Annotated in this window: 21 protein-coding genes, 3 pseudogenes and 1 CRISPR repeat array; of the genes and pseudogenes, 9 read left to right on the top strand and 15 right to left on the bottom strand. The window is 68.8% G+C overall.

The window, feature by feature from the left end; genetic code table 11:
- Window positions 1-108 precede the first annotated feature (108 nt).
- Complete coding sequence (locus tag PSH25_RS34135) at window positions 109-246, top strand: lasso RiPP family leader peptide-containing protein (RefSeq protein WP_372492706.1); 138 nt, start codon at window positions 109-111, stop codon at window positions 244-246.
- A 101-nt stretch (window positions 247-347) separates the two neighbouring features.
- Here PSH25_RS34135 and PSH25_RS03680 read toward each other — a convergent pair whose 3' ends face one another.
- The 9 genes from PSH25_RS03680 to PSH25_RS03640 all read right to left on the bottom strand — a co-directional run bounded on the left by PSH25_RS03680 (window position 348) and on the right by PSH25_RS03640 (window position 9,080).
- Window positions 348-1,232, bottom strand: a complete 885-nt coding sequence (locus PSH25_RS03680) for an ABC transporter permease (protein WP_238657648.1) — start codon at window positions 1,230-1,232, stop codon at window positions 348-350.
- Window positions 1,229-2,161 (bottom strand): ABC transporter ATP-binding protein, encoded by a 933-nt coding sequence (locus PSH25_RS03675; protein ID WP_238657647.1) that lies wholly within the window; start codon window positions 2,159-2,161, stop codon window positions 1,229-1,231. The genes PSH25_RS03680 and PSH25_RS03675 overlap by 4 nt, the downstream gene beginning before the upstream one ends.
- Window positions 2,158-3,336, bottom strand: a complete 1,179-nt coding sequence (locus tag PSH25_RS03670; protein ID WP_238657646.1) for a class I SAM-dependent methyltransferase — start codon at window positions 3,334-3,336, stop codon at window positions 2,158-2,160. Before PSH25_RS03670 ends, PSH25_RS03675 begins: the two co-directional genes overlap by 4 nt.
- Window positions 3,333-4,646 (bottom strand): glycosyltransferase, encoded by a 1,314-nt coding sequence (locus PSH25_RS03665; protein ID WP_238657645.1) that lies wholly within the window; start codon window positions 4,644-4,646, stop codon window positions 3,333-3,335. The genes PSH25_RS03670 and PSH25_RS03665 overlap by 4 nt, the downstream gene beginning before the upstream one ends.
- Window positions 4,643-5,074: a lasso peptide biosynthesis B2 protein gene (locus PSH25_RS03660; RefSeq protein ID WP_238657644.1), complete on the bottom strand. Its 432-nt coding sequence runs from the start codon at window positions 5,072-5,074 to the stop codon at window positions 4,643-4,645. Before PSH25_RS03660 ends, PSH25_RS03665 begins: the two co-directional genes overlap by 4 nt.
- Window positions 5,059-5,328: a lasso peptide biosynthesis PqqD family chaperone gene (locus tag PSH25_RS03655; RefSeq protein WP_238657643.1), complete on the bottom strand. Its 270-nt coding sequence runs from the start codon at window positions 5,326-5,328 to the stop codon at window positions 5,059-5,061. Before PSH25_RS03655 ends, PSH25_RS03660 begins: the two co-directional genes overlap by 16 nt.
- 14 nt (window positions 5,329-5,342) lie before the next feature.
- Window positions 5,343-7,124: an asparagine synthase-related protein gene (locus PSH25_RS03650; RefSeq protein WP_238657642.1), complete on the bottom strand. Its 1,782-nt coding sequence runs from the start codon at window positions 7,122-7,124 to the stop codon at window positions 5,343-5,345.
- Between the two features lie 149 nt (window positions 7,125-7,273).
- Window positions 7,274-7,399, bottom strand: coding sequence for a keywimysin-related RiPP (locus PSH25_RS03645; protein ID WP_238657641.1), 126 nt, complete (start codon window positions 7,397-7,399; stop codon window positions 7,274-7,276).
- Window positions 7,400-8,915: 1,516 nt separating this feature from the next.
- Window positions 8,916-9,080, bottom strand: a complete 165-nt coding sequence (locus tag PSH25_RS03640; RefSeq protein ID WP_238657640.1) for a hypothetical protein — start codon at window positions 9,078-9,080, stop codon at window positions 8,916-8,918.
- Between PSH25_RS03640 and PSH25_RS03635 the strand changes: the two genes are divergently transcribed.
- The gene (locus PSH25_RS03635) at window positions 9,079-10,095 is read left to right on the top strand and encodes a tyrosine-type recombinase/integrase (RefSeq protein WP_238657639.1); all 1,017 of its coding nucleotides are present in this window, start codon (window positions 9,079-9,081) and stop codon (window positions 10,093-10,095) included. The two genes, PSH25_RS03640 and PSH25_RS03635, sit on opposite strands and share 2 nt — an antisense overlap.
- A gap of 167 nt (window positions 10,096-10,262) precedes the next feature.
- Window positions 10,263-10,595: direct repeats of the CRISPR family, unit length 38 nt; unit sequence GGCAGCACCGGCCGTACCCGGCCGGTCTCCATTGCGAC.
- A gap of 500 nt (window positions 10,596-11,095) precedes the next feature.
- Window positions 11,096-11,422 (top strand): type I-G CRISPR-associated protein Cas7, encoded by a 327-nt coding sequence (locus PSH25_RS03630; RefSeq protein WP_308193613.1) that lies wholly within the window; start codon window positions 11,096-11,098, stop codon window positions 11,420-11,422.
- A 443-nt stretch (window positions 11,423-11,865) separates the two neighbouring features.
- Here PSH25_RS03630 and PSH25_RS33545 read toward each other — a convergent pair.
- The 4 genes and pseudogenes from PSH25_RS33545 to PSH25_RS03610 all read right to left on the bottom strand — a co-directional run.
- Window positions 11,866-11,928 (bottom strand): annotated as a pseudogene (locus tag PSH25_RS33545) (Fic family protein); the annotation flags it as partial.
- 42 nt (window positions 11,929-11,970) lie between these two features.
- Complete coding sequence (locus tag PSH25_RS03620) at window positions 11,971-13,386, bottom strand: hypothetical protein (protein WP_238657638.1); 1,416 nt, start codon at window positions 13,384-13,386, stop codon at window positions 11,971-11,973.
- Window positions 13,387-13,823: 437 nt separating this feature from the next.
- Complete coding sequence (locus PSH25_RS03615; RefSeq protein ID WP_238657637.1) at window positions 13,824-14,258, bottom strand: hypothetical protein; 435 nt, start codon at window positions 14,256-14,258, stop codon at window positions 13,824-13,826.
- The gene (locus tag PSH25_RS03610) at window positions 14,259-14,516 is read right to left on the bottom strand and encodes a hypothetical protein (RefSeq protein ID WP_238657636.1); all 258 of its coding nucleotides are present in this window, start codon (window positions 14,514-14,516) and stop codon (window positions 14,259-14,261) included. It lies immediately after the preceding gene.
- A 423-nt stretch (window positions 14,517-14,939) separates the two neighbouring features.
- Here PSH25_RS03610 and PSH25_RS03605 point away from each other — a divergent pair.
- A pseudogene (locus PSH25_RS03605) lies at window positions 14,940-15,182 on the top strand (helix-turn-helix domain-containing protein); the annotation flags it as partial.
- 71 nt (window positions 15,183-15,253) lie between these two features.
- Window positions 15,254-15,487 carry a hypothetical protein gene (locus PSH25_RS03600; protein ID WP_238657635.1) on the top strand — a complete coding sequence of 78 codons (234 nt, stop codon included), beginning with the start codon at window positions 15,254-15,256 and terminating at the stop codon, window positions 15,485-15,487.
- Here PSH25_RS03600 and PSH25_RS03595 read toward each other — a convergent pair.
- Window positions 15,471-16,054: pseudogene (locus PSH25_RS03595) on the bottom strand (ABC transporter permease); the annotation flags it as partial. The gene PSH25_RS03600 and the pseudogene PSH25_RS03595 sit on opposite strands and share 17 nt — an antisense overlap.
- A gap of 526 nt (window positions 16,055-16,580) precedes the next feature.
- Here PSH25_RS03595 and PSH25_RS03590 point away from each other — a divergent pair.
- The 4 genes from PSH25_RS03590 (at window position 16,581) to PSH25_RS03575 (ending at window position 23,851) form a co-directional block, all read left to right on the top strand.
- Window positions 16,581-19,844, top strand: coding sequence for an AfsR/SARP family transcriptional regulator (locus tag PSH25_RS03590; protein WP_238657634.1), 3,264 nt, complete (start codon window positions 16,581-16,583; stop codon window positions 19,842-19,844).
- 373 nt (window positions 19,845-20,217) lie between these two features.
- Window positions 20,218-20,877 (top strand): response regulator transcription factor, encoded by a 660-nt coding sequence (locus PSH25_RS03585; protein ID WP_238657633.1) that lies wholly within the window; start codon window positions 20,218-20,220, stop codon window positions 20,875-20,877.
- A 392-nt stretch (window positions 20,878-21,269) separates the two neighbouring features.
- Window positions 21,270-21,713 (top strand): hypothetical protein, encoded by a 444-nt coding sequence (locus tag PSH25_RS03580; RefSeq protein WP_238657632.1) that lies wholly within the window; start codon window positions 21,270-21,272, stop codon window positions 21,711-21,713.
- Between the two features lie 1,229 nt (window positions 21,714-22,942).
- Complete coding sequence (locus tag PSH25_RS03575) at window positions 22,943-23,851, top strand: L,D-transpeptidase family protein (protein WP_238657631.1); 909 nt, start codon at window positions 22,943-22,945, stop codon at window positions 23,849-23,851.
- A gap of 30 nt (window positions 23,852-23,881) precedes the next feature.
- Here PSH25_RS03575 and PSH25_RS03570 read toward each other — a convergent pair whose 3' ends face one another.
- Window positions 23,882-24,817 (bottom strand): hypothetical protein, encoded by a 936-nt coding sequence (locus PSH25_RS03570; RefSeq protein ID WP_238657630.1) that lies wholly within the window; start codon window positions 24,815-24,817, stop codon window positions 23,882-23,884.
- Window positions 24,818-24,862: the final 45 nt, after the last annotated feature.

Raw genomic sequence — 24,862 nt, 5'->3', positions numbered from 1 at the left:
CGGATCCCCGATCGGTTGTTCTTCGCTGTTGGGGAGAGCCTTCACGAACAACCTGCGACACGAAACCCGGATCGAAGCACGTCACGACGACGAGGAAAGGACGAGAAAATGGGTTCCATGCCGAACAGAAGGAGGCCCTACGAGCCGCCCGCGTTGGCCGAGGTTGGCGACTTCATCGCTCTGACCAACGGCGTAAGCCTGCCAAAGGAGTGGGTCGACATGATCGGTTGGTGGAGCGCGACCTGACCCCTGACACCGAGACCATGGCCAGGAACACCGTCGTGGCCGCAGCCGACAAGGCGGCCACGACGGTCATCTGTCTCGGCCGGTTCGGAATGGTTGGACAGTCAGTCCATCCGGTTGAAGCGACGGGCGGCGACCACGAGTGCGAGCAGACCCAGTAGCACCATGACGGCGAGTTCGAGGGCGACAGGTGGTTGCCAGCCACCCCAGATCGGGCCGCTCCCCACGGGACCGACGCCCTCCACGGCGGCCATCCGGCGGATCGCGTCGACCGCGTAGGTGAGCGGGTTCGCCAGGATGACCGGAGTCAGCCACCCCGGCAGGGCACCGACCGGGAACAGCGCGCCGGAGAGCATCACCAGCGGCAGGGTCACCATGCCGAGCATTGCCTGGAAGGTCTCGACCCGGCGGACGAGCACAGCGGCGAGCGCGCCGAGCATCGTCAGGGAGAAGGCGATCAGCCACATCGCGCCGAAGAGCAGCAGGAGCAGGCCGGGGTCGGCGGGCAGCCCCGCCAGTGGTCCGAGGATCAGCAGTAGCGCGGCCTGGAGCGCGGCGGCGCTCGCTCCGCCCATGCACCGGCCGACGAGCAGGGTGTCGCGGCGCACGGGCGCGACGAGGGTCGCGCGTAGCAGCCCTGCCTCTCGGTCCCGGACGATGGCACCGCCGGCACGCAGCGCCGGCATCTGCACGGCCATGATCAGGATTCCGGGTAAGAGGTACGCCACGTAGCTGCCCCGATCCGCGCCTCCGGCGCCGGGGGCCTGCGTGTCGAGCATCGTGTCGAGGCCGGGCCCGAGCAGGAAGAGGAACAGCAGCGGACTCAGCAGGGTCATCGCCACCTGCGTCCGACTGCGGACGAGGCGCAGCATCTCCCGCTGCCACAGGGCCCAGACCGCCCGCAGCTCGCGGGTGAGCGAGCCACCAGTGGGCAGGGCGTCGTCGACCGGCGGGACCGTGCTGCTAGTCGGAACCGTCTGCTGTCTCATCGGAGGTACTCACCTTCCGTGACCGCCCGCCCAGTGTGGTGGAGGAAGACGTCGTTGAGCGTCGGGGGCGAGACGTGCACCGCGTTGATGGGCGTGTCGAGCGCCGCGCACAGCCGGGGCACGAGGGCCGCGCCGTTCTCGGTGACCACCCGGACGCCCTGCGCGTCGACCGTCGCGTCGCACGCGAAGTCCCGCCGGATCCGCATCGCCGCTCGGGCGTCGTCCGCGGTGTTCAGTCGCACGACGTCGGCGCGTACCGTCGCCTTGAGCTCCTCGGGTGTGCCCCGCACCACCGCCCGGCCCCTGTCCAGCACCAGGATTCGGTCACAGTGTTCGGCCTCCTCCAGGTGATGCGTGGTCAGGAAGACGGTGAGCGGACGATCGCGGCGAAGCGCGTGGATGTGGTTCCACACGTCGGCCCGGCTGTGCGGGTCCAGGCCGGCGGTCGGTTCGTCGAGGAAAAGCACCGCCGGTTCGTGCAGCAGGCCCCGGGCGATCTCGAGGCGCCGGCGCATCCCGCCGGAGAGGGTCCTGGCGAGCCGGTCATGCCGTTCGGCCAGACCGAAGAGGTCGAGGAGATGCCGGGCTCGGGCGGGAAACGTGCGGCGGGGCAGGCCGTAGAGGTGGTCGTGCAACCGGAGGTTCTCCATGAGGGTGAGGTCGCCGTCCGTGGTGCTCTCCTGCAGGACCAGGCCGATGAGCCGGCGTACCTCGGTGGACGACCGCACGACGTCGAACCCGGCGACGCTGGCGTGACCGCTGTCCGGACGGGTCAGGGTGCAGAGCATCGCGATCGTCGTCGACTTGCCGGCGCCGTTGGGGCCGAGGAAGCCGAACATCTCGCCCGGCGCGACCGTGAGGTCGAGGCCGTCGACAGCGGCGACGCCGCCGTAGGCCTTGCGCAGCGACTCGGCGACGATGGCGCTCACGCCGGCACCTCCCGCCGGTCGACCCGGATCACCGGACGCTGCCGGACGAAGCGGGGCATCGGGCCGTCGGCGTTGCGGCCCTTCTCCAGCACGGCCACGTTGTGGTAGAAGTGCGCACCGACCAGCGTGGTGTCGAACCGGGTGGGCCGAGAGCTGCCCGCGGCGTCGTGCTCCTCATGGTTGAGGCCGTCGAGCAGCTGTTTGAGAAAACCCATGCTCGTGCTGGCGTCGTGCAGGTTCGTCGCGTTGCCGCCGTAGGAGGGCCAGTAGGAGGTCTGCAGGTCCTCGATCACGTAGAGGCCACCGGGGCGAAGGGCGGGAAACAACGCGTTGAAGGCGAGGATCACGTCGGCGCAGGCGTGGCTGCCGTCGTCGATGACGATGTCGAGCGGACCGAGCCTTTCCGGCAGGCTGCCGACGAAGTCGGGATCGGAAAGGTCGCCCTGGATGGGAAACACGCGTTGTTCGGCGGCGGCGCTCTTGTCGAACATGTCGACGCCGTAGACCAGCGCCCGGGGGAAGTGCCGCTTCCACATCCGCAGCGAACCACCGCCGCTGCCCGGAATGGCGTACCCGCCGATGCCCAACTCGACGATGGTCAGCTCCTGCTCGCGTAGCGGCGCGAAGTGTCGTTCGTAGATCGGCGTGTAGAAGTGCGGCCCCCACTTGTCGGAGCCGTTGGCCAGGGCCAGCTCGTCGAGTCGCGCGGGTTCGCCGGCAGCGCCGCGTAGCAACCGTTGCACCACGGGAGCGGCGGCGACGCCGACCGCGAACTCCCGCGGGTCGTCGACATCACCCCAGTCGATCCGTCGGCACAGCGCGTGGGGAGCCAGCGACCCACCGAACACCGCCCTGGCCAACGCGACGAGGTCCAGTTCGACCAGCACCGGCCGGATGCCCTCGGGGCAGGCGTGACCGTAGCGGACCCGCCCCTCCTCGAAGGACACCGAGTGCGCCAGGGTACGACCGCCGAAGTCCAGATCGAACCTGACCGTCACCGGTCCTGGCAGCGGGCCGACCTCGCCGAGGTCGGCCCGGCTGACCAACTCGTCGACCAGGGTCGCCGCGACACGGGCCGGTCCCAGCCGGGAGATGGCCTCCGCGACCGCGTCGTCACCGGCAGCCGCGAAGCGGATCAGCACGCGAAGGTCTGTCGGCTCGCGGAGCGTACTCATGCTGCCTCTCCTGTTCTTCGAAGGCGCGGACCGTGGATCGCTTCCAGGACCTCGACCGCGGCGGTGGCCCCGCCCTCGGAGCGCAGGTTCCGGCCCAGCGCCTGGGCGGCGCGGGTGCGGGCGGGATCGGTGAGGCAGGCCCGCACGGCGGTGCTGAGCACGGTCGTGCTCAGGTCGCGTTGCCAGATCGGCGGTGGCGCGACACCCCGGGCGTGCAGGTGCGTCGCCCAGCTCATCTGCTCCACGTGGAACGGCAGCGCGACCTGCGGTAGGCCCGCGGCGAGTGCGTGGTGGGTGGTGCCGAGACCACCGGCGTGGACGGCGGCGCGGACCCGGGGGAACAGCCAGTCATAGGGAACGTCGTCGACGACCAGGACATCGTCGCTTGTCTCGGGATCGTCGATCGCGATGCCGCCGGCACCGGCGACGACCACCGCACGCACTCCCACGCGGCGAGTTGCCTCGACGACCATCCGGCCGGTCCGTCGGGGGTCGGTGCCCACCAGGCTGCCCAGGCCGAAGAAGACCGGCGGCGCACCCTGCTCCAGGAATCGCACCAGCCTCGGCGGTGGCGCCACCCGGTCGGTCGGCAGGAACCAGTATCCGGTGGTGTGGACCCAGGGTGGCCAGTCGGGTGCCGGTTCGACCAGGTGCCGACTGAAGGCGTGCAGGACCGGGACCGGGCGGTTGTCGACCTGATGGAACCGGTCGTGCATGCCCGCCCGGGGCGGCAGTCCCAGGTCCCGCTCCCGCCACTGCTCGACGCACTTCCTCGTCGGAGCGGGCTCGCCCCGAAGCCGTGCCCGCACGTGAGTGCGCAGGTTCTCCCGGCTGGGCCCGTCGGCGCGCGGTCGGGGGGCCTCGGTGCCCAAGGCCTCAATGGTCGGGTAGTAGGCCGAGGCCACACCGTGCGGGTTGAGCAGGCCGAGCACGCTGGGCACCCCGATCTTCTCGGCGACGTGGTGCCCGTAGTCGGCCCGGTGCACGACCAGATCGGCGTCCGCTGCGGCCTCTAGGAGGCCGGTGAGGTGGGCGGGGAACAGCCGGTCGCGGATCTCCAGAGCCAGGTCCGGATGGCGACCGGTCGCCCTGCCGTCCTCGATCTGCCTGCGCAGCCGGGGGTCGTGGATGAGGTTGAGGAGCCCGGCGTCGCGGGCGGCGAACTCCACGCCGTGCCGGGCGGCGAGACCCGCGTACGTCGAGGGCGCGGCGAGGACCGCCTCGTGGCCGGCGGCGTTGAGCGCACAGGCGAGAGCGACGTAGGGCTCGGTGTCTCCCCTGCTGCCGTAGGTGCACACCAGGACCCTCATGACGCGTCCCGCCCGACCGGCGGCACCACCATCATCACCCGGAAATAGTCGATGTCGGAGCCGGGCTCTCCGACCGGCCGGCCGTCGACGGCCACCCAGGCGTGCGCCTGGAACGGGTCGGTCCGCACGCCGGTGCACCACTGCGGCCAGGTGCCTCCCGCCCGGCACAGCAGCGCGGTGGCGATGGCCCGTTGCAGGCACCACTGGCCCCGGCAGCGGGGGCTGACCGCGACGATCGCGTTGCGGGCACGGGCGGCCTCCGCCTCGGTCGCCGGGCGGGCGCCCCGGCGGGCGAACTCCAGCACTTTCCGCAGCCGGTGCGGTGTGACCCGCGCCAGCACCCGGCCCAGACCGGCTGCGGCGACAGCGCCCGGCACGAGCGACAGTGGCGGGGTCGTGGGACGCTCGATCATCACTCCGGCTGGCATGATTCCACCAGCCTCGCGTCGAGCAGCGCGCCCACCAGCGAGTTGACGTCCGCTTCCACGCGTTCCCCGCAGGCGGGGAACCGCTCGCGGAGGGCGGCCGCGACGCCGTCGGGCGTTCGGCCGTCGAGCAGCATCCGCACGGTCGTCGCTCCGGTGCCGTTGAGCTGCCAGTAGCGGCCTGACCGCTGGTCGAGCAGCACGAGACCGTTGCTGGTTTCGGCGGCGGTCACTTCTGGAGCTAGTGCGAGACTCATCTCAATTTCCTCCTTTAGGCGGCTCGGGCCACGTCGCGAAGCCATGCCTCGCAGGACAGGGTCCGTTCGAACGGGATCAGTGGCTTTGAGTTCGGCAGGACGCCGAAGACGTCGGCGCGCAGCCGATCGGTGTCGATGAGACCCATCCGGGCCAGTTCGGCGTCGTCGAAGAGCGCGAGCAGGTCGCCCCGGTGGCGACGCAGCCCGGCGAACTGTTCGGCGCTGTAGTCGCCCTTGGTCCGCCGGTCGAGCAACCCATCGGGAATGATGCCCCGCATCGCCTCGCCGAGCACCGGCTTGAACCGGCCGCTGACCATGCGATCGGCGAACCGCACCGACAGCGCCGCGTTCAGCACATGGTCATCGAGGTACGGGTTCTCCAGCGTGACGCTGTCGCGTTCAGCGACCCGCGAGCTGCGCCGTGCGGCCGCTCCATTGAACTGGGTGATCCGGATCATCTCGTGCTGCGCTGGTGGGGTGGCCTCCGGTCGGGGTCGGCTCGCGGCGGCCTCCCGGTAGAGGCGTCGCGCCACGTCCGCGGCGTCCGCGGTGATCCACGGCGGGAGGGTGGTGGCGATTTCCCAGTTCGCGTGTGTCGTCTCACCGGGCGGCGCGGTCAGCCGGCGGCCGCTGCGCGCCAACCACCGGTGGTAGGGCACGCCGGAGAGAAGGAACCGGGTTGTCGTGGCGACCGACCAGCGGCGCATCGCCTTGGTGGTCAGGATCTGCCGTGCCGCGGTGGTGGGATGGCGCCGGGCGAGGTCGTGCAGGGTCAACGTGCTGGCGGAGAAGAGCTCGTCGCCGCCGATCCCCTGGAGGTGACGCCGGGAGCCGTGGGCTCCGACGTGCGCAGCGATGAAACCGGCCAGGGCCCGCGTACGGACGAACGGGAACGGCCCTTCGACGTCGTCATCTCCGGTGACCTCGTACCAGGAGGGTGCCTCGTCGGCCGGTACCACCAGATGTTTGCCCGGCAGATGTTCCTCGCACCACCCCGCCCACCGCTCATCCTCGTTCGACTCGTCCAAGGGCGCGAAGCGGAACGTCGTCGGGTCGGCCCCGGCGGCCGCGGCGATGAAGCAGAGGCTGGTCGAGTCCAGACCGCCGGAAAGGTCAGCGCTGAGCGATCCGCCGCCGCGCGGGACGCGCGCGGCGACGGCCGCGACCAGTGCTGTCCGCACGACTTGCGCGCCGTCGGCCAGTGACAGCTCCGGCTCCGGCGGTGTCCACCATCGACAGGTACGGGCGACCGGGTCGTCGCCGCGCAGGACGAGGAAACGTCCACCCGGCACCTGTTCGACACCCTGCCAGACACATCGCTCGCGCAGCGGCCACGGCGGCCCGAACGGTGCGACGAGTTGGAGCACGACGGCTTCGAAGTCGATGCCGGCGCCGGTCATGGCGGCGATCGTGTCGGCTCGGTCGGCCGCGACCGCGACCCGGTCGACGGTTCCAGTGAAGAGCTGGTAGCGGTAGGACAGGCTGCCCTGTGCCCGGGTGACCCCGCCGATCGATCCGATGAGGTGATAGCAGCCCGGCACACTCCTGGCGACGGCGTCCAGGTCGGCCACGCCTCGGACGGCGTCGAGGCGCTGGGTGAGGCTCTCGCTGGTCTCGGCGGTCCGGCCGAGGAGCGCCAGGGCCCGGTCACCGGCACGGGCCACGACGATGTCGTCGTGCTCCCAGTGTCCGACGATCCAAGGCCGTCCGGACGGATGCCGGATCGTCTGTCCTCCGCCGTGGCGCTGGGCCAGGGCCGCCGATGCCTCGTGGTCGGAAAGGATGATGAACCGCATTGCCCGCTCCCTTCGGCGAGATCCGCCTGAACGCATGACGCCGGGGTGGTCAGCCCTGGTGTAGCTGGCCGACCACCCCGGCGCGTTGATGCGGTGTTCGACGTGCGTCAGTTGTCGCTTAGTCGTTCACCGGTTGGTAGGTCGTCGACTCAGAGGTCGAACCAGCCGCCCCACAGGTCGGTCCACTCGCCGACGTTGGTGATGCGGGTGAGCTCGGTGAAGTCGCCGACCTCGACCAGCGCGGGGGCCTCGTAGCCCATCGTCTTCTCGTTCATGCTGTTCACCTCGTAATCGGTGAATTGAGGCGATCCTTGTGACTGCCTCGCTGACACCCATCAGATATCCGTGGGTGCTGACCGGCAATCGCGCCTTCCTGTCCGGGACAGATACGCGACGGGTCACCAGCGGGGGTGCGGCCGTCCCGGACAAGGGCCCGGACAGGACATCGCGCAGGGGTACGGTCCGTTCGACTTGTGCGTTTGGCGAAGCAGGAGCAGTGGGCGGGGACCGCCGTCGCTCGGGTGGCCGATCCAGGCCGGCGCTATCGATATCAACCTGTCCACTGCGGTACGACGGCGGCTGGTCGCCTCGACGATCAGGTAGCCTCGCTGGTGCCAACAGCTGGGCTGGCAACTTACGATCGGTCGGCGGCCCGGTGCGAGCCCGGTCTGGGGGAGCAGGTTGGGAGCAGCGGTGTGCCCTGAACGGCCTTGAACTGCGTCCAACGGCATCGAACGGCGCTCAACTGCACCCACCCTCGCCTGCGGCTCCACGTTGCCGCAGGTCTGAGTCGGTGCGGCGTCCTGTTTCACCGCGGAGTGCTCAGCGGTTTCGGGCGGCAGTCGACAGTCCTCTATGTTCCCTGGCAGGGGAGTATGCGCAGGTCAAGGCGATAAGGAGCTGCCAGGCGGCCCGGCCTTGCAACTGGGAGCAGATTGGGTGCAGGTTGGCGAAGAGGTCACCGCGCCCGAAGTGCTCACCGACGCAGGACAGAAACGATGGCTCTGACGGGCGGGGATGCGGTCAAGCGGTGCGGTGTGACCTCCCAGTGGATACCGAAGTGGTCAGGGCCCCCTGCTCCCCGCGTTGCTCGCCCACCCGATCACGGGTGGCTGATCGTCACCCAGACAGGTCTGCTGTACATCGATGTTCGAGCGCACATCCCGCCGTGCCGGACCAGTAGCTGGTCCCGTTAGCTGAGACACCGATCCCACTCGCGATCCCGTGACCAGCGCATCCTCTGTGGTGACCTCTTCGGCGGAGCCGAAGAGGTCACCACCACCACAGCTAGACTTGCGCGAGCCTCAGAGCTGCGCTGAGCGTCAACGGCGGTGGGGCAATGGGTCGTGTCGTCCCTCGGACACAGATTTGAAGCATCCCTGCTGTACTTGACGTACTCGTGGTCAAGCTCGCTTGACCACGCGGGTCGCACATCCGCGACAGCCTCGACGGATGCGACGCTCGGCGGCGGTGATCGCCGTGGCTGATGTGACCGTGGCCCCTCTGATCCCGCCGTTGATGCCTCCCGCGCAGAGCCAGGGGACGGACCGGCGGCTAGGCGCGGCGCTGCGGCGCCCCCCATTGCCCCTGCCTGACCTCCCCACACCCCGGGCAGGCTCGTCGGTCTACGGCCTGGCTGCCATCGATGTCAGTGGCCGGATCGCTGATCGTATGATCGTCCGCGCTCTCGGATGGGGCTGCGGTACCCGCCTTCATATTCACGAGAGCGCCAGGCTCATCGTCGTCCGTCTGGATTCGCAGGGCGTCTTTACCCTGACGGGTCAAGGTCATCTACATCTGCCGGCAGCCGTCTGAAAATGGTGCGGCCTCAAGCCGGGCGACCGGTTGCTGCTGGCGGCGGACCCCGATGGTGGCGTGCTTGTCGTGCATCCACCCGCGGCCTTGGACGCGGTGGTCGCTCAGATACACGCTGCTGCTCTCGGCGGTGAACAGCATGAGTGACACGGCGAGCCAGGCCGAACTGGATGCCGCTCGGTTGTTGCTCGCGAGGATGGGCATCTCGCCCGCTGACCTCATTCAGGCGGCGACGAAGCGTCCCCAGGCGCCGACGTTCGCAGATTACGTACCAATCGTGTCGGCGGCGGTCAGCGATGGAACTCGGCGTGCCTACGGATCGTATTGGAAGCGGGTCTTGGAACAGTGGGGGCAGAGGCGACTCAATGAACCCACCCCGTCGGAGATCGAGCAGCTTGCGGAGTACGTAAAGACGCACGTGGTAGCTCGGCGAAACGCACGAGGTGGGCGAAGTGCCGCAGAGCACCTGATCGCCGCGCTGCGGTGCCTCTACCGGCGGGCGGTCGCTGACGGACACATCGCTGCGGCGGATAACCCCGCTTTCAAGGTAGCCAAGCCACGGCGCCTGCCCAGCACGAGGCGAGCAGTAGCCGACACACGCTTGGCAGAGATCAATGCCGTCGTCGCCAGTACAGGTGATGATCCGGCATTGGACAGCCTCCTGCTCCGGCTACACACCGAGACGGCATGTCGCCGGGGTGGCGCGCTGGCACCTCGGCCGGTCGACCTGGACCCGGAACAGTGCCTAATCCTCCTGCGGGAGAAGGGCGACACGGTGCGGTGGCGGCCGGTGTCGCCAACCCTCATGAGGCACCTGCGGTCGCATGCCGAGGATCGGCACGCGACGGGGGCAGGTCAATTGCTGCGGTACCGCAACGGGCAGCCCATCACGTACCGCCGCTACGACCACTTGTGGGTGCGGATCGGCGAGCATCTGCAGTGGGTGTATGTCCAGCAAATCAGTACGCACTGGCTGCGACACACGACGCTGACGTGGGTTGAGCGGAATTTTGGCTACGCTGTGGCCCGCGAGTACGCGGGGCATTCCGGTGGTGGCAGCGACGCCGGCACCACCACCACGTATGTTCGCGCGAGCCTCCACGAGGTTGCCGTCGCCTTGGCGGCTCTCACGGGCGAGCCTCATCCTCTAGCCTGACGCGAGCAGGCGGGTACGCCCGGCCGGTCGTGCCAGGCATACCCGCGCTCAGGCCCGAACCGATACAGCAGATGCCAGACCACGAGGTGGGCTGGTGGAGCGGCGATATCAACCAGTGAACGATCTACCCGCCTCTTGCCGTGCTGGCATCTGCGCAGCTCATCAAGGGCAGCACCGGCCGTACTCGGCCGGTCTCCATTGCGACATCCAGCTGGAAACGCGCAGCCAGCGAAGCCCGCGCAGGAGCACCGGCCGTACGCGGCCGGTCTCCATTGCGACGACCACGTGCACTGGGCCTACGACTCCGGGGGATGGCAGCACCGGCCGTACCCGGCCGGTCTCCATTGCGACGGCGAGTCCTGGGAGCGGGTCTTCCGCCTGGCAGCCGGCAGCACCGGCCGTACCCGGCCGGTCTCCATTGCGACAAGGCCGTCATGATCGTGAATGTGCCCGACGTCGCCGAGCAGCACCGGCCGTACTCGGCCGATCTCCATTGCGGTAGTGACCGCCCGCGGGCTGTGCGCCGCCGACGCCATGCAACATCCTGCTGTGCGTGTCTGTCGCCCGCTGTCATTGTTTCCGGAACGCCGGGTCGGGGCGGGACCACCCAGGCGATAGGTAGACCTGCTTAGCGCGGCTAGGCTCGGATTCGGTGAGGCAACTTTCCGAAATTCATTCGCTTCTTGGCCCGCTCTCCTAGTGGTGGACGTTTCTGTCGTACTCGTCTGTTACTCCTTCCTCAGTGCATTGCCGGGCGAGGAGAGGGAGTGGGAATGGCGAGTTTGGTTGATCGTTTGTTGTTGGCGGTGGCGGATGATCGTGAGGATGCGGGGGTTGCTTTCCGGGCTGTGTATCAGCCGGTGGGTGGGCCCGGGGGTCGGGTCGCTCCGCCCACGTTTCCGGTCGCTGAGGTAGAGGTGCGGGCTGCGCAGCGGGAGGGGCGGTTGCCGCGGCCGTACGTGTTCGAGCGGCGGTTGGTTGACGGTGTGGAGACTGCACGGTGGTGGTGGATCAGGTTCCGTCGCAGGCGAATCGGGTGGAGCAGGCCCTGCTTGCAGCGCGGGATGCTGGTCGCGTTGATCTGCCGTTGTTCGAGTTGGTGATGAAGCAGGAGAGGGTTCGTCTGACGTCGTTGGACTTTCCGCATCGGTATGCGGATGCGTATCTGCGGGACAGCGAGGTGGGTGGGGTGGGCTTCGATTCCAGTGATGTGGGGCGGGAGTGCGGGCGGCGTCGGCGGGGGATGTGCGGCCGTTGTACCGGCGGGAGCCGTACTCGTTGCTGTATGGGGCGTGGGACTCGCATCAGCGTCGGCGAGGTGAGGTAGAACCTGCCTCGTGTTTCGCCGTGTTGTTCGAGCATGTCCGCCCGGACGAGGGCGCGAAGGTCGCGGTTGCTTGGTCGTCGGTGAGGTTCTCGTCGCGTTGATAGAGGGTGCGGCGTACTCGGCCCCCGGTAAGCGGCGAGGTGTAGGGCGCTGACGACCCGCTCGGGTAGCCCGTTGCGCCGGACCCAGGTGTCGAGCAGTTCCCAGAGATGCGCGGCTTGGTCGAGGCGTTGCCGGACCAGTTGGGCCTGTTGGTGGTGAGCGCTCAGGCAGAATCGGATCCACTTGCTGGTGTCGTTGTCGGGCTGCCAGGGTTGGCCGCCGATCTCACCGAGCGCGTCGTAGTAGGCGTACGTGTTCCGGCCGACGCCGAGCCACTCTTCAATGGAGGAGAACTCCGGGGCGAAGACGCCGCCGCGGGTGAGTGCGCGGGTGTGCAGGCAGCGCGACATCCAGCCGTTTCCGTCCCGCCAGGGATGGATCTTGACCAGGTTCAGGTGAGCCATGGAGGCGACATCGTTGCCGGACTCCGCCGGGCCCGCCGACGGTCACTGCGTCGGGCAGACGCTTGGCGGGTCGTTGTACTCCTTGGTGTACACCCTCACCAGCATTCGACGCCCGCCGTACTCGGTCAACGTCCACAGGTGAGCGCTCCCGGCTGAATCGACCCAATAGCTGATCGACTCGGTGTCCTCGACAAACACGCCCTTGGCGGCGCAGATCCCGTCACCATCCTGTTCGTACCACAGTTCACTATCATGGCTACCGGTGACCGTACGAGCGATGAAGAACTCCGACCGGCCGGACGTCGCGTTGGGCCGCTGCACGACCCCCTGCACACCCTGGAAGTTTGTGACGGCGAGCCGACTCGCCGTCACCGCCGTGGTCGAGCCGGTGGTCATCCGGTCGATCAGAGCCGCCGTCGGCCAATTGACCAGGCGCACAGCCACGCCGGACGCGGTCATGTCGCTGGTGTTTCGGTACTCCGCTGTCACCAGCGAATTGTCCGACCATTGCAGCGACATCGAGGAAAAGCACAGGCTGCTGGTGAGGCTGTTCGGCGTGCTCGAGCAGCCGGAGGGCGTAGTGTTGAACGATCCGATCTGCACCATCACGTACCGGTATCCAGCGGCGCAGACGCGGCCGTCGATCAGGCCCACGTCGTTGACCCCGGGCGTCGCGCCGTTGGCGCCGCAGGTGTTCTCGTACGGGATTTTGTAGACGCGCCGGGTGTCGAACACCATGAAGCCCGTGGAATAGCGCGACACAAACAGGTACGGGCCGTACCACACCGCGCCACCACCGTGCACGTTGCACACCGGCGCGATGACGCTACCGTCGGTTGTTGGGACGGTCAGCATCACGTGCCGGTACGCGCTGTGCTCGCCTGTCGTGTAGGGCCGCTCGATGAACGTGGCGCGCAATCCCACCGACGAAGCCGAGTTGTCGGCGACGCCCGGGCAGCGCACCCGGTTGCTCGAGGTAGCCGCCTGCCGCCAGAGCCCCAGGACCTCGTCGCCGCCCGCCGAATAGCCGCTGCTCTGCTCCGCATCCTGGGACGTGGTGATGGCCTGCGGCAGCCAGGCGTTGGAGGTCTCGTCGGCACCGGTGAAGCACCAGGCCGCCACCGAATACTGCGCGTCCGCGTCGGCAATCACGGTCTTCGCGGTACTGCAGGCGCTGTTCGTCTTGTAATACATCTGCTGGTTCGTGTGGCTGTACACCTGCGCCAAGCCGGGCGCGCCGTCCGCCGACAGCAGGCCGGTCCGGTATGCGTCGTCGACCGCCGCCAACTCGGTCGCCGATTTCGGGCTCCAGACGAGCTTCTGCAGGTCGGAAGTGCTGATTCCAGAATTGATGTACGGCTTGACGTTGTCCCAGCTGACCGCCGAGGCCGTCGGGGCCCAGGTCAACGTCAGGGCGACGGCCGCGCCGAGGGTCAGCCAGAGTCGACCGATGCGCATGCACTCACTTCCTCTTGTTCAATAGTCGTCAACGTCTTGCAGAAGCTCGGGCGCATCGCCATTGCCGGGGAAGGTTATGGGACACGTGCTGGGCGGGCCCCCAGAACAAGGTCAAATTAAACAGGACATTCGCGGACTACTCCGGGCCCTGCCTGATCGGCTGACCCTCTACAAGCTACAAAGACCGAACATGCCGCAGACCCTGATACCAGAAGATCAGTAATGATCACAGGATGCCCAGTTCCTCTACGTATCCGCCGGAACAGGCGTGACTCCATAAAACCGACGACCCGCTTGGGGATCGCCGCGCTCACTCGGTCCGCCTGCCGCGCCGCCCGGATCCCACCATCGAGGAACGAGATCCGGCCGGCGCGGGCCGGCGGGTCAAGCGTTTGCCGGCCGAGTTGAGAAAGGCGTGCCGTTGTCGGTGCCTCGAGTCACGCGTACTCGACCTTCATATCGCCGCATGCCCACACTTTGCCAGTGGCGTACTCGCCGAGGCAGACCCTGTACCGGATCCCGACGCCCTCCGCCATGTTCATGTTGTGGTCCAGTCGAGTCCCCGTACCGTAGTGGTTCCACGCGAGGTTCCGCTGACCGATCCCGACGTCCTCGCGCCAATACTCGGCAACGACCGAGTGTCCGTCGGCGACGTTGTCCCACACGTACAGGTGCTCGCCGTCGTGCACGAACGATGCCGAACCGTCACAACCGGTCGTCATCGGAAACGTGCAAACGTCCCCGAGGTGGGAACCGGTGGTCGTCCATGTGTCGGCGGCCTGCGCTGGGCTGGCGATCGCGATTGTCGCGGCGGCGGCGACCGCCGCCGCCGTCCGGATAACTATTTTCCGCGTCATCTTCGTTCCCCTCATTTACGCCGCAGACTCTTTCTTCAACGGGCTGCACGTCCAATCCAACACAATCTGGTCCGCATATTCACCCAGGCAAACCCGGTAAATGATGTAGCCGCCCTCGGGGATGTCCATGTTGTGATCGAGGCGGGTGCCGGCACCGTAGTGGTTCCATGTTGCGTTGCTTTGGTTCCCGGTGTCCGACCGGCTGTAGAGCGCGACCACGGAGTGCCCGTCGGCCTTGTTGTCCCACACGTACAGGTGATCCCCGTCGCGCACGAACGATGCCGAACCGTAGCAAGGACCGAGTGTGACTCCGCCGGTAGTGCAAACGTCGCCGATATGACTGGGCCAATACGTCCACGTGTCACCGGCAGCCTGCGCCGGGCCGGACAATGCGAGCGTCGCAATGGCCGCGGCCGACGCCGCGCCCGCCCGAAGTAGTCCTCTCCGTTTCATACGGTCGTTTCCCCTCTGCCGAAAAGCGCTGAACGCGTTTAACGAAGCTATCGACAATGATCACAAGCGTCCATACTCCCGGGGAAACCTAGAGGATTTCTTGACGTCCGCGGCCAGGGTTTGCGGAACCGTAGGCAGCAGTACGAGACCGGGCAAGCGCCGCGTGAGCGTGGCAGAGCGCACTAGGGGACGTCGCGTAACCCCGGTATCTGTCTAGTCAGGACGATCGGTCAGGATCCTCGGGTGCAGGTGATCACGGCAGCCCAGTCTGAGTGGATCTTCCCGTTCACCGGGCTGCAGCCCGCCCAGTTCCGCAAGCTGGTCCGGCTGGTCGCCGAGCGTGGCGGTGACGGTGTCGCCGACGGCCGGCCGGGCCGGCAGTGGGCCCTGGACCTCGCCGATCGGGTGCTGCTGGTGGCCACCTACTGGCGTACCAACCTGACCATGCGGCAGATCGGCCCGCTGTTCGGGGTATCGCACTCCGCCGGGCTCGCGAACACCGCATCGGGGCGTTCCGCACGGCGGCCGAGACGGGGCACAGACCCCTGATCGCCCAGGTGCTCGTCGGGGTCGCGGACCTGGCACTGCGCCACGACGAGTACGAGCAGGCCGCGCGGTTGCTCGGGGCGAGCGCCGGAGTGCGGGGACTCGCGGATCTTTCCCATCCGGACGTGGCGCGGATCGAGCGGACAGTGCGGCGCCGTCTCGGCGAAATGGTGTTCGCGGAGGCGGCGCTGGAGGGCACTCGGGTGGGTTGGAGTCAGGTGGCGGCGGTCACGCTCGCTTCGTGAACGTGGAGCGCGCCCACAGGTAGCCGACGAGGGCGATGCCGACGCACCAGGCGAGGGCGGGGATCACGTCGGCGGCGGCTGGTGCGCCGTCGAGGAATCCGCGCAGGGTTTCGACGATCGATGTGAAGGGTTGGTACTGCGCGAACTCTCGCAGGCCCGGCCCCATCTTGTCGGCCGGCACGATCGCGCTGCTGAAGAACGGCAGCATGACGAGTGGTACGGAGGCCAGGCCTGCGGTTTCCGGGGATTTCGCGGATAGTCCCAGGGCGACCGTGAGCCAGGCGGTGGCGAAGGCCAGCAGCACGATGACGCCGATCGCGGCGAGCCCGTCGAGAGGGCTCGCGGCCGGACGGAAGCCGAGCAGGAAGGCCACCGCGATAAGGGCCGCGATCGCGACCAGGTTGGTCAGCACGCTGGCGATGACGTGACCGGTCAGCACCGCGCGGTGGGAGACATGCATGACTTTGAACCGGTTGATGATGCCCTTGTCATGTCGGAGTTGACCGCGGTGGCGGTGGCGCCGAGCCCGTAGCAGACGGCGAGCAGCATCAGCCCAGGGGTGGCGTAACCGAGCGTCGCGGTCTCGGCGATGGTGCCGATGTGGCCGCGGCGCGGCAGGATCACAAGGCGGGCGTCGGCCGCTGCCGCCAGGCTGGTTCATTCGGCCACCTCTGTGTAGTTGTTCCAGATCCAGCCCTTACGCCGGTGCAGCAGTCCGTGTGCCAGCACAGGTTGCCGGCACTATTACCGAGAGGCCATAACGATCTCGCAGCTCAGTCGTGCGCGAGGGCATTGAGATCAGCTTCGGGGGCCCTGGCTTGGCTGCTCGTCTGATTCCCCGCCGAACCATCGGCAGCACGCCTCGCCGGGCGACCGGATGGCGTTCGCTGAACTCCACAACCCAACTCAAAGCCGATCCCGACTGACCGGTCCATGAACTCCTAACCGGCCAACATGCAGTGCACGAAGCCGCGGAGACCGTAACCGGGGTCGGCTCGACCTGGCCGCTGACCTGGTGGCCGGGACCCTTCGCTGATACATGCCTCCTGTGAGATCATCTCGAGCGTCGTGGTTCCAACGGATCGGACCTGACGTGGACCAAGTCGAGGACGGACTGCAGTTTCGACTGCTGGGGCCGGTCGGCGTGTGGCACGGCGTGCGGCGGCTGGGTCCGTCGGCCGCCCAGCATCGCACTGTGCTCGCCGTGCTGGCGTTGGAGTGCGGAAACATCGTTTCGATCGATCGCCTCGTGACGGCGCTGTGGGGTACGGCACCGCCGGCTTCCGCCCGCAACGCCGTGCAGGGGTGTGTCTCACGACTACGGACCCTGCTCAACGCGGTTGATGCGCCGAGACGCACGGCGAAGCTGGTCGTGGCGGGTCAGGGTTATCGCCTGGTCGCCGACCGGTCCGCGGTGGACCTGCACGAGTTCCGTGATCTGCTGCGGACGGCGCGGACGTGCGAGCCGGAGGAGGCTCGTGAGTTGGTCGACCGTGCCCTGCGCCTTTGGCGCGGGCCCGCACTGGCCGATGTCGGCGGGCCCTGGCTGGACGAGCTCGTTGCCCCACAGCTCAACGAGGAGCGATTCGCCGCGCTTGAGCTGCGTGCCGATCTCGACCTCGAACTCGGCCGATTCGGCGACATCGTCGACGGGCTTGCTGACGTGGTGGCGGACAACCCGGCCCGGGAGCGTCTCGCCCTGGCACTGCTCGTCGCGCTGCACCGGTGCGGCCGTCGGGTCGACGCGCTGGCACTGTTCCGCCGGGTTCGCGAGCGGTTGGCCGGTGAGCTGGGCATCGAGCCGGGCGAGGAACTGCAGCAGGCGCACCGCGCGGTGCTCGCCGGCGTGGAGCCGAGCCCGGGATCCGCGAGGTACCGGCCGCGGGAACCAGCGGGGGAGGTGCCGCGGCAACTGCCAGCGGCCGCACCCGGCTTCGTCGGCCGCCAGCGAGAACTGACGGTTCTGCACCGATTGCTGGAAGCGGGGGCACCGCGAGTCGCCGTCGTGTGTGGCCCTGCCGGGGCGGGTAAGACCAGTCTGGCTGTGCACTGGGCACACCTGGTCCAGCACCGTTTTCCAGACGGGCAGCTGTTCGTGGACATGCGCGGGTTTCATCCGGGCCCACGTCGGTCGCCCGCCGAGGCGCTGCCGCTGCTGTTGGGCGCGCTGGGCGTGGCATCCGATCGGATCCCGGCCGAGGCGGATGCGCAGGTGGCGCTGTACCGTTCGGCGCTCGCCGGCCGGCGGGTTTTGCTCGTGCTGGACAACGTGGCCGATGCCGGCCAGGTCCGGCCGCTCGTCCCGGGCGGTCCGGGTTGCCTGACCATGGTGACCAGCCGGGACCGGCTCAGCGGCCTGATCGCGCGTGATGGTGCCGCCCGGCTCACCCTCGACGTCCTGCCCGCCGCCGACGCGGTGGAGCTGCTGGCCCGCACCGCCGGGGCCGACCGTATCGAGGCCGACCCCGCTGCGGCTCAGCAGCTGGCCGAAATCTGCGGGCACCTGCCCTTGGCCCTGCGCATCGCCGGTGCCCGTCTGGCCGACCGGGCGCATCTGAGCGTGCGCGGCCACGTCGACGAGCTGATCGCGCGGGGCCGGGTCGCGCAGCTGCGCGTCGACGACGACGACAGCTCCGCCGTCCGTGGCGCCTTCGAACTGTCGTACCAGGCGCTGCCGGCGCCGGCGGGCCGGTTGTTCCGGCTGCTGGGGCTGGTGCCGGCGCCGGCCGGGCTCGCCATGCCCGCGGCTGCCGCCCTGGCTGGCCTGCCCCACGAGGACGTCGAGTCACTCGTTGACGCGCTGACCCGGCTGCACCTGATTCGCATCACCGGGACGGCCCGAATCGTCAGTCACGACCTGCTGCTCGAGTACGGAGCACAGCTCGCCGCCGAACACGACGCCCCGGCTGACAGAGCCGCCGCCGTACGCCGGCTGCTGCACTTCTACCTGCACGCCGTTGCCCGGGCCACGGCCGCGCTGAACGGCCCGTCGCGGCTACGGCTGCCGCAGGACCCACCGCCGCCCGGCGTACCGGTGCTCGACTTCGACGACCAGACGCGGGCCCGTGAATGGCTCGAAGCCGAATCCGCGAATCTGGTCGGGGCGCTGGAGCACGCGGTCGCGGACGGCCACTATCGGCCGGCGTGGCAGCTCGCCCACGCCATGTACGACTTTCTCCGGATGCGCACACCGCTGGCGCAGTGGCGGTCGATCGCCCGGGCCGGGTTGGAGGCGGCCCGTCGTGACGGCGACCTGCGCGGCGAGGCCGTGATGCGGCAGAGTCTGGGACTGCTGAGCTGGCGTACCGGCGATCTGCGTGCCGCCCGCGTCGAGTACGAGGCTGTCGCGGCGCTCGCCGACCGCGCCGATTGGCGGGTCGGCGCTTCGGCCGCCCACTGCAGCATCGGCATCGCGCTGGCGCAGTTGGGTCGGCCTCGGGCCGCGATCGGTCGGTTCGAGCGAGCCCTCGCGATCGACCGGGAGGTCGGCGACCGCCGGGCCGAGGCCGGCACGCTGACCAACCTGGCGGCTGCCTGCGAGGAAGTGGGCGACCTGGCCGCAGCCGCGCGGTACGGCGAGCTGGCGATCGCGTTGCTGCGGGAGACCGGCCAGCACATGGGCGCCGCCATAGCCAGTGAGAACCTCGCGCTGGTGGGCCGAGAGCTGGGCCGGCTCGACGGGGCGCGGGCCGCGGCGGAAGAGGCGGTGCGGATCTGCCGGACGATCGGCGCCCGGCACGAGGAGGCCGCCGCGCTGACAGCGCTCGGCCGGGTGCACGGCGACGCTGGGCGCTACGCGCAGGCCGAGGACGTGCTGAACGCTGGCCTGGACATCGTTCTCGACCTGCGGGACAGCCGGTTGGAGGCGTTCATCCGGATCGCGCTCGCCGAGGTGCTGCTGCGGCAGGACCGGCCGTCGGAGTCGGGTCACCGCCTGGAACCGGTGCTGGCCGTCGTGGACCGCGCCGGCAATGAGCGCGCCCGGGTGGAGGCGCTGATGCTGCTCTCCGAGCTGTGCGCGGCCCGCAAGGAGTTCGACAGCGCCCGCGAGCACGCGACCCATGCGGTGGCGGCCGCCCGTGCCGGCGGGTACCGGCTGGTGGCGGGTCAGGCCCGTAGCCGCCTTGCCGCCGCGTACCTGGGTCTCGGCGATTTGGCGGGGTGCCTGGCCGAGGGCCGCCGCGCGCTGCGTATCCAACGGCGGGCCGGGCAGCGAATGGCCTACGCTCGCACGCTGGTCACCGTCGCTTGCGCCTACGAGGCCCTGGGCCGCGCGTCGCTGGCCCGCGCCCGATCGCGGGAGGCCCACGCTCTGTTTCGAGAGATCGGCGCCGCGGAGGCGGCACTGCTCGGGTAAGCGCTGAGGACGTCAAGACTTCGTCAAGTTCGAACGATCCGCCTCGACCCGGGGGCATCGGCCGAGCAGCATGTCGTTCGGACGAGCACGGGGATCACGTGCGCATGGCCGAGACCTGACTGGTCGGGCCTTCCCCGGTGCCCGACGGGTGGGCCTGAGACTTCGCGGTCTCAGTGCCCACCCACCCGACCCCGCCGCTTCAACGAGAAATATGTGCCGGCTCAGCGCCGTCGGGTGTAGTTCGCACTGCAACGGCCGCCGTCGTTCGCACATGACGAGGTGTTTCTCCGCGACCGCCGGCTGTCCTGCCCAAGCGGGCGCCCGGCTTTCACCGGTAGTGGGAGAGCGCCACACCTGGGATAGGCAGGGAACGATGCGGATCTTGCTCGTGGAGGACGACCTGCGAATCTCCGCGGCCATGAGTTCGATGCTGCGACGGCGCGGCTATCAGGTGGAACATGCGGCCACTGCGGCCGCCGCGCTCGTGGCGGCCCCGTGCGACCTGGTGCTGCTGGACCTCAACCTGCCGGACGGCGACGGCATCGAGGTGTGCCGCACCCTGCGAGGACGCAGTGCCGAGCTGGGCATCATCGCGGTCACCGCGCGGGGCGAGGAACGCGACCGGGTCACCGGGTTGCGGGTGGGCGCCGACGACTACGTCGTCAAGCCGTTCTCGATGGTTGAGCTGCAGGCACGTATCGAGGCGCTGCTACGGCGACGAACACGGCACACCCCGTCGTCCGGTGACGTCGTGGACCTCCACGGGGTACGGATCGGCCTTTCCGCACGCACGGTTCACGTGGACGGGCGGCCGATAGCGTTAACCCGCAAGGAGTTCGACATCCTGGCCTCGCTCGTCCGTCAGCCCGGTGTCACGCTCAGCCGCGAGCGCATCATGTTGGACGTGTGGCAGAGCACCTGGGCGGGCCCCCACACCCTGGCGGTCCATGTGGCGGCGCTACGCGCCAAATTGGGTCGGCCCGAGATGATTGAGACGGTACGAGGAGTTGGTTATCGCCTGCCCACCGGGTGAGGTCCGTCGTCGGTACCCGGGTCCAAGCAGCTTCCAGACTCGTCGGCCAACGGAACCGCCTCGCGTCGCGGTGAGCCCGGGTGGAGCGCCAGTCAAGATTCGCTCAAGCTCGCGCGCGATCTCCCAATCGTCGATCTCCGAAGTGGCAGCATTCGTCGCACCGGAATGCCGCAGGGTCTCCGCCTTCGGCACCGGACTCCAGAACTGGCCTTCATGCACGAGTGGATTCAAGGAGGCACACGAGGTGCAACAGCGGAAGTCTCGTCGACCGCGGCCCGTGGGCTTACATGCTCGTCTGACGGTGTGAAGCTGACCCACGATCACCACCTGACGGTGCCGCCCGACGTGATGATTCCTTCGTCGCGCAGCGGCCCACATGCGAGGGGACCACGATGAAGAAAACCATGACCAAAATCGCGCTCGCGGCGTCGATGGCCGCTCCACTCCTTCTTGCCCTGACACCGGGCACCGCCTCTGCGGCGGACGGGAACGACGGATACGTGTGGGCCTGCTGGGCGGCATCAGGCGACCCGATCAATGGTGGGTGCGCCACGTTCTACCAGTACGGCGAGGTGCTCCAGGTCCGCGACATGCAGGCCGACGGCTGGGGCACTCGTGGGCAGATCCAGAAGCTGGAACCCGACTCCCAGGGCGTCATGCACTGGGTCAACCACAGCAGTGACTGCTTCGACGACACGAGCCAGGGCAACAGTGGCAACGGCGCCACCGCTTGCAACTATTCCATCGCCGAGGGCGTTGTCGTTCGGGTCCATGTCTGGGCTTCCAGGAACGGCGAGACCCGGTACCACAACTACAGCCCGGAAATCCGCGCCTGAGACAGCTTTCGCCGAATCCAAACGGCATCGAGACTGGCCCTCCCATCGCAGGTAGGTGAGCGCCTCGGCGCCGGCGATCCCTCACTCGGCCTGCTCCGTCTACGTCCGCTCGCCGACGCCCGAGGCCAACGACTAGCCGTTCGGCTGGTGGGCCATCCAGACGGAACGGGGCATGGCCTACCGGCTGCCGCCGACGGCGGGTGACAGCGCCCCGGTGGTGTCGGGCTGGTCCGCGGCTTGCTGTGTGCTGCCCTTCTCGGCGGCGCCCAGGCGTGGGCCGGCCCCTACCGCCTACCTCATGATCGTCCTCTACGCGCTGTACACGCATCGGCAGGGACCGGCGCTGACCACGCCGTGGCTGTGGCCCGCTCGACCCCCGCACGACCTCGGCGGCGCACTCTGCGCCGGCTTGGTGTTCATCGCCGAAGTGGCGCTCATCGCGGCCCGTGACACGTCGGCCTCCCAGTGGACCGCCGCGTTGCCAGCCGGCTCCGCAGCCTCCTCGTGCTCAAACAGGTCTTCGGCCTCCAGATGCCGCTCTACCAGCGCCGCCTGTTCGTCGGTGATCCCCTCGGCGGCGGCGAAGTGCCGCCGGGTCGAACGGCAGCTCGTCGTCGCGCCGGTCGCCGAGCACTACCGAACGGAGCAGGGCGGCCACCGCTGCCCGGTCCGGGGGTGTCCGGGTCGTCGGCGACCGGCACCACGTGACAGCTTGCCCCCAGCGTATTCCCTGGTGGTAGACGTTGCCGAACAGCTCGGACAACGCACAGCCCTGGACCGCCACTTCCGGCGAGCGCAACGCTCGCAACTGGTCCGGTACGTCGACGGCAGGGCCATACGCGTGGTGCAGCGACTCCCACGGGAGGTCGTCGAGTCCGGCCAGCGGGTCGGTCAGCTGATCCATCCGGCGGTTCTACCAGGAGCGGGCAGGGAGCCAACAGGAGCGGCTGACATCACTAGTTGACATCAACGATGGCGGCCGGAGCTCGCCCGAGTCGTTCCCCGTCGCCGACGATGCTCTCGATCCGGCGAGCGCCGCCCCTCATATGTAACGCCGGCCAGACCGACGACGCCGGATGGGTGGAGTCAGTTGATCTCCAGCACGGCCCTTGCCGTTCGCGAGGGTCGCACCTGCGACACCCAGACCAACTACGCGCAGAGTCCCCGGAGTCGCGGTCGCCTTCCGGGTAGACGACTGGTGGACATCAAGAACCATTGGAGGAGTAGGAATGCGAACGCCGTTCAAGCGGGCAGTGTTCGGTGTCATCGCGGTGGCGCTGCTCGGCGGGCTCGGACTCACGTCCTGCGCAACTCCCGGCCGGAACGGCACGGTGGACGCCGGGCAGGCTCCGGTCGATACCTCGGTGACCGGCGCTCCTGGACCGACTGACGACGCAAGTCCCTCCTCATCGCCTTCGGCCAGTCGGTCCCCGTCGCCTTCGGCGACCCGGTCCACGAAGGCATCTCCCAGCCGGTCGCCGTCGCACGTCCCGACGAGCAAGGCCGCGACGCAGGCCGCGGAGAGCAACATCGCCTCCCGGCTACACACCATCCCGGACAGCACCCGCCAGCTCATCGTCGTCCACAGCAGCGGCTACGGTACGAGCGCCGCGTCCCTCGAGACGTTCGAAAAGGTGAACGGCGTGTGGCGGCCGAAGTTTCGGATGATGAGCGCGCGGATCGGCACCAAGGGGTTCAGCGACAGCCATGTGGAGGGCGTCCCCACGACGCCCACAGGCGTCTATGGCATCGGCTCCACCATGTACGGCGTGCACGCCAACCCTGGCGTCAAGTACAGCTACCACCAGCTTGTGGCGAACGACTACTGGGATGAGAATCCCAGCTCGTCCACGTACAACAGCTTCGTGCATGGCACGAACCCGGGCGGGTACAGCGAGGCGCTGTGGCAGACCGTGCCGCAGTACAACTACTTCGCGGTCATCAACTACAACATCCCGGCGAGGGCAGCCACCCCGGCCCGCGGCAGCGGCATCTTCCTACACGTCATGGGGAGCAGCGGTACCGCCGGCTGTGTCTCGTTGGCACAGTCCGACCTGCTCCAGGTACTGGCGTGGCTGCATCCGGACGCATCTCCACGCATCGTCATGGCGCCCAGCCAGAACCTCGGCCGTTACTGACCGTCCCGAGGGCCATGCCCGCACAGGCAGTCAATGCCGTCCGTTGTTCACGAGTGCCAGTGCCAGGTCGTACGCCTCGACGAACTTGCCGTGCGCCACCCAACTCTTGGTCCGCATGTGCCGGGGCCAGTCCTCCCGGCGGTCGAGCAGGCGCGCCAGCGGGATGTGATACGGCCGCTCCATGCAGTGCAGCCCGTCGGTGGAGATGACCCACTGGTCGTTGGGCATCTCGACGACCGGCCCCAGTTCCACCGGCAGCCGGCCGGTCTGTGCGGCGACCGCCGTCCGCAGCGTGTCCACCAGGGCGCCGGCCCACCCGCCGAGCAACGCGTCGGCATCCACCACGAGGGCCGCCGCGATGCGGCCGGCCAGGTCCGCCTCGTTCTCGCCAGCACGCCAGTCGAGCGTGTCGATCGGTTGACCGTCGGCCCGTTCCAGCCCCACCGGCAGGCTGGCCGCCTCGCCCGGGGATCGGGGCGCCCGGACCCGCAGCCGCGCGCCGGACGCCCGCACCTTCACCCGTACCCCGCGCGGCGCGATCGCCGAGACGGAGTCGGCCTCGGCAAGTACCCGGGCCACGGCGCGCTGGGTCGGCGACCGGTCGGCGGCGGCGAACGCCTCGTCCCGGCGCTCGCCGAGTCGCTCGATGTCGTCCCGGCTGGTCGCGCTCAACGCGTCGATCATCGCGGCCGTGGCCGAGACCTCGGTGCGCACCTGCGCCAGGTCGCTGGAGATCGATCGGGTCTGCTCCTCGGTACGACGCATCCGCGCCTCCAACATTCGGCCGAGAAACAGCAGCGGCATCAGCATCACCAGTGCCGAGCCGAACTGCTGGAGCAGGCCGGGCACGTAGGACCGGCCTGCGATCAGCCAACCGGCCACCACCATCCCGGCGCCGACCAGTGTCGCCAGGATCGGCAGGGTGGTGTTGGGGTCGCGGGCGAGCCGCCAGAACCTGACCAGCATGTGCCTCATTCCCCCGGTGGCGGTGCTCGGTTATCGTCGGGAAGG

Source organism: Micromonospora foliorum (genome assembly GCF_022229015.1).
GTDB lineage: Bacteria > Actinomycetota > Actinomycetes > Mycobacteriales > Micromonosporaceae > Micromonospora > Micromonospora foliorum.
Note: the sequence above shows the minus strand (reverse complement) of the source record. Positions and strands in the feature narration are given on the sequence as shown.

Excerpts from the sequence above, each read along its gene's own strand:
- PSH25_RS34135 (WP_372492706.1), top strand. The coding sequence starts at position 109 with ATGGGTTCCATGCCGAACAGAAGGAGGCCCTACGAGCCGCCCGCGTTG.
- PSH25_RS03680 (WP_238657648.1), bottom strand. The coding sequence starts at position 1,232 with ATGAGACAGCAGACGGTTCCGACTAGCAGCACGGTCCCGCCGGTCGAC.
- PSH25_RS03670 (WP_238657646.1), bottom strand. The coding sequence starts at position 3,336 with ATGAGTACGCTCCGCGAGCCGACAGACCTTCGCGTGCTGATCCGCTTC.
- PSH25_RS03665 (WP_238657645.1), bottom strand. The coding sequence starts at position 4,646 with ATGAGGGTCCTGGTGTGCACCTACGGCAGCAGGGGAGACACCGAGCCC.
- PSH25_RS03660 (WP_238657644.1), bottom strand. The coding sequence starts at position 5,074 with ATGCCAGCCGGAGTGATGATCGAGCGTCCCACGACCCCGCCACTGTCG.
- PSH25_RS03655 (WP_238657643.1), bottom strand. The coding sequence starts at position 5,328 with ATGAGTCTCGCACTAGCTCCAGAAGTGACCGCCGCCGAAACCAGCAAC.
- PSH25_RS03650 (WP_238657642.1), bottom strand. The coding sequence starts at position 7,124 with ATGCGGTTCATCATCCTTTCCGACCACGAGGCATCGGCGGCCCTGGCC.
- PSH25_RS03645 (WP_238657641.1), bottom strand. The coding sequence starts at position 7,399 with ATGAACGAGAAGACGATGGGCTACGAGGCCCCCGCGCTGGTCGAGGTC.
- PSH25_RS03635 (WP_238657639.1), top strand. The coding sequence starts at position 9,079 with ATGAGTGACACGGCGAGCCAGGCCGAACTGGATGCCGCTCGGTTGTTG.
- PSH25_RS03640 (WP_238657640.1), bottom strand. The coding sequence starts at position 9,080 with ATGCTGTTCACCGCCGAGAGCAGCAGCGTGTATCTGAGCGACCACCGC.
- PSH25_RS03620 (WP_238657638.1), bottom strand. The coding sequence starts at position 13,386 with ATGCGCATCGGTCGACTCTGGCTGACCCTCGGCGCGGCCGTCGCCCTG.
- PSH25_RS03615 (WP_238657637.1), bottom strand. The coding sequence starts at position 14,258 with ATGAGGGGAACGAAGATGACGCGGAAAATAGTTATCCGGACGGCGGCG.
- PSH25_RS03585 (WP_238657633.1), top strand. The coding sequence starts at position 20,218 with ATGCGGATCTTGCTCGTGGAGGACGACCTGCGAATCTCCGCGGCCATG.
- PSH25_RS03580 (WP_238657632.1), top strand. The coding sequence starts at position 21,270 with ATGAAGAAAACCATGACCAAAATCGCGCTCGCGGCGTCGATGGCCGCT.
- PSH25_RS03575 (WP_238657631.1), top strand. The coding sequence starts at position 22,943 with ATGCGAACGCCGTTCAAGCGGGCAGTGTTCGGTGTCATCGCGGTGGCG.
- PSH25_RS03570 (WP_238657630.1), bottom strand. The coding sequence starts at position 24,817 with ATGCTGGTCAGGTTCTGGCGGCTCGCCCGCGACCCCAACACCACCCTG.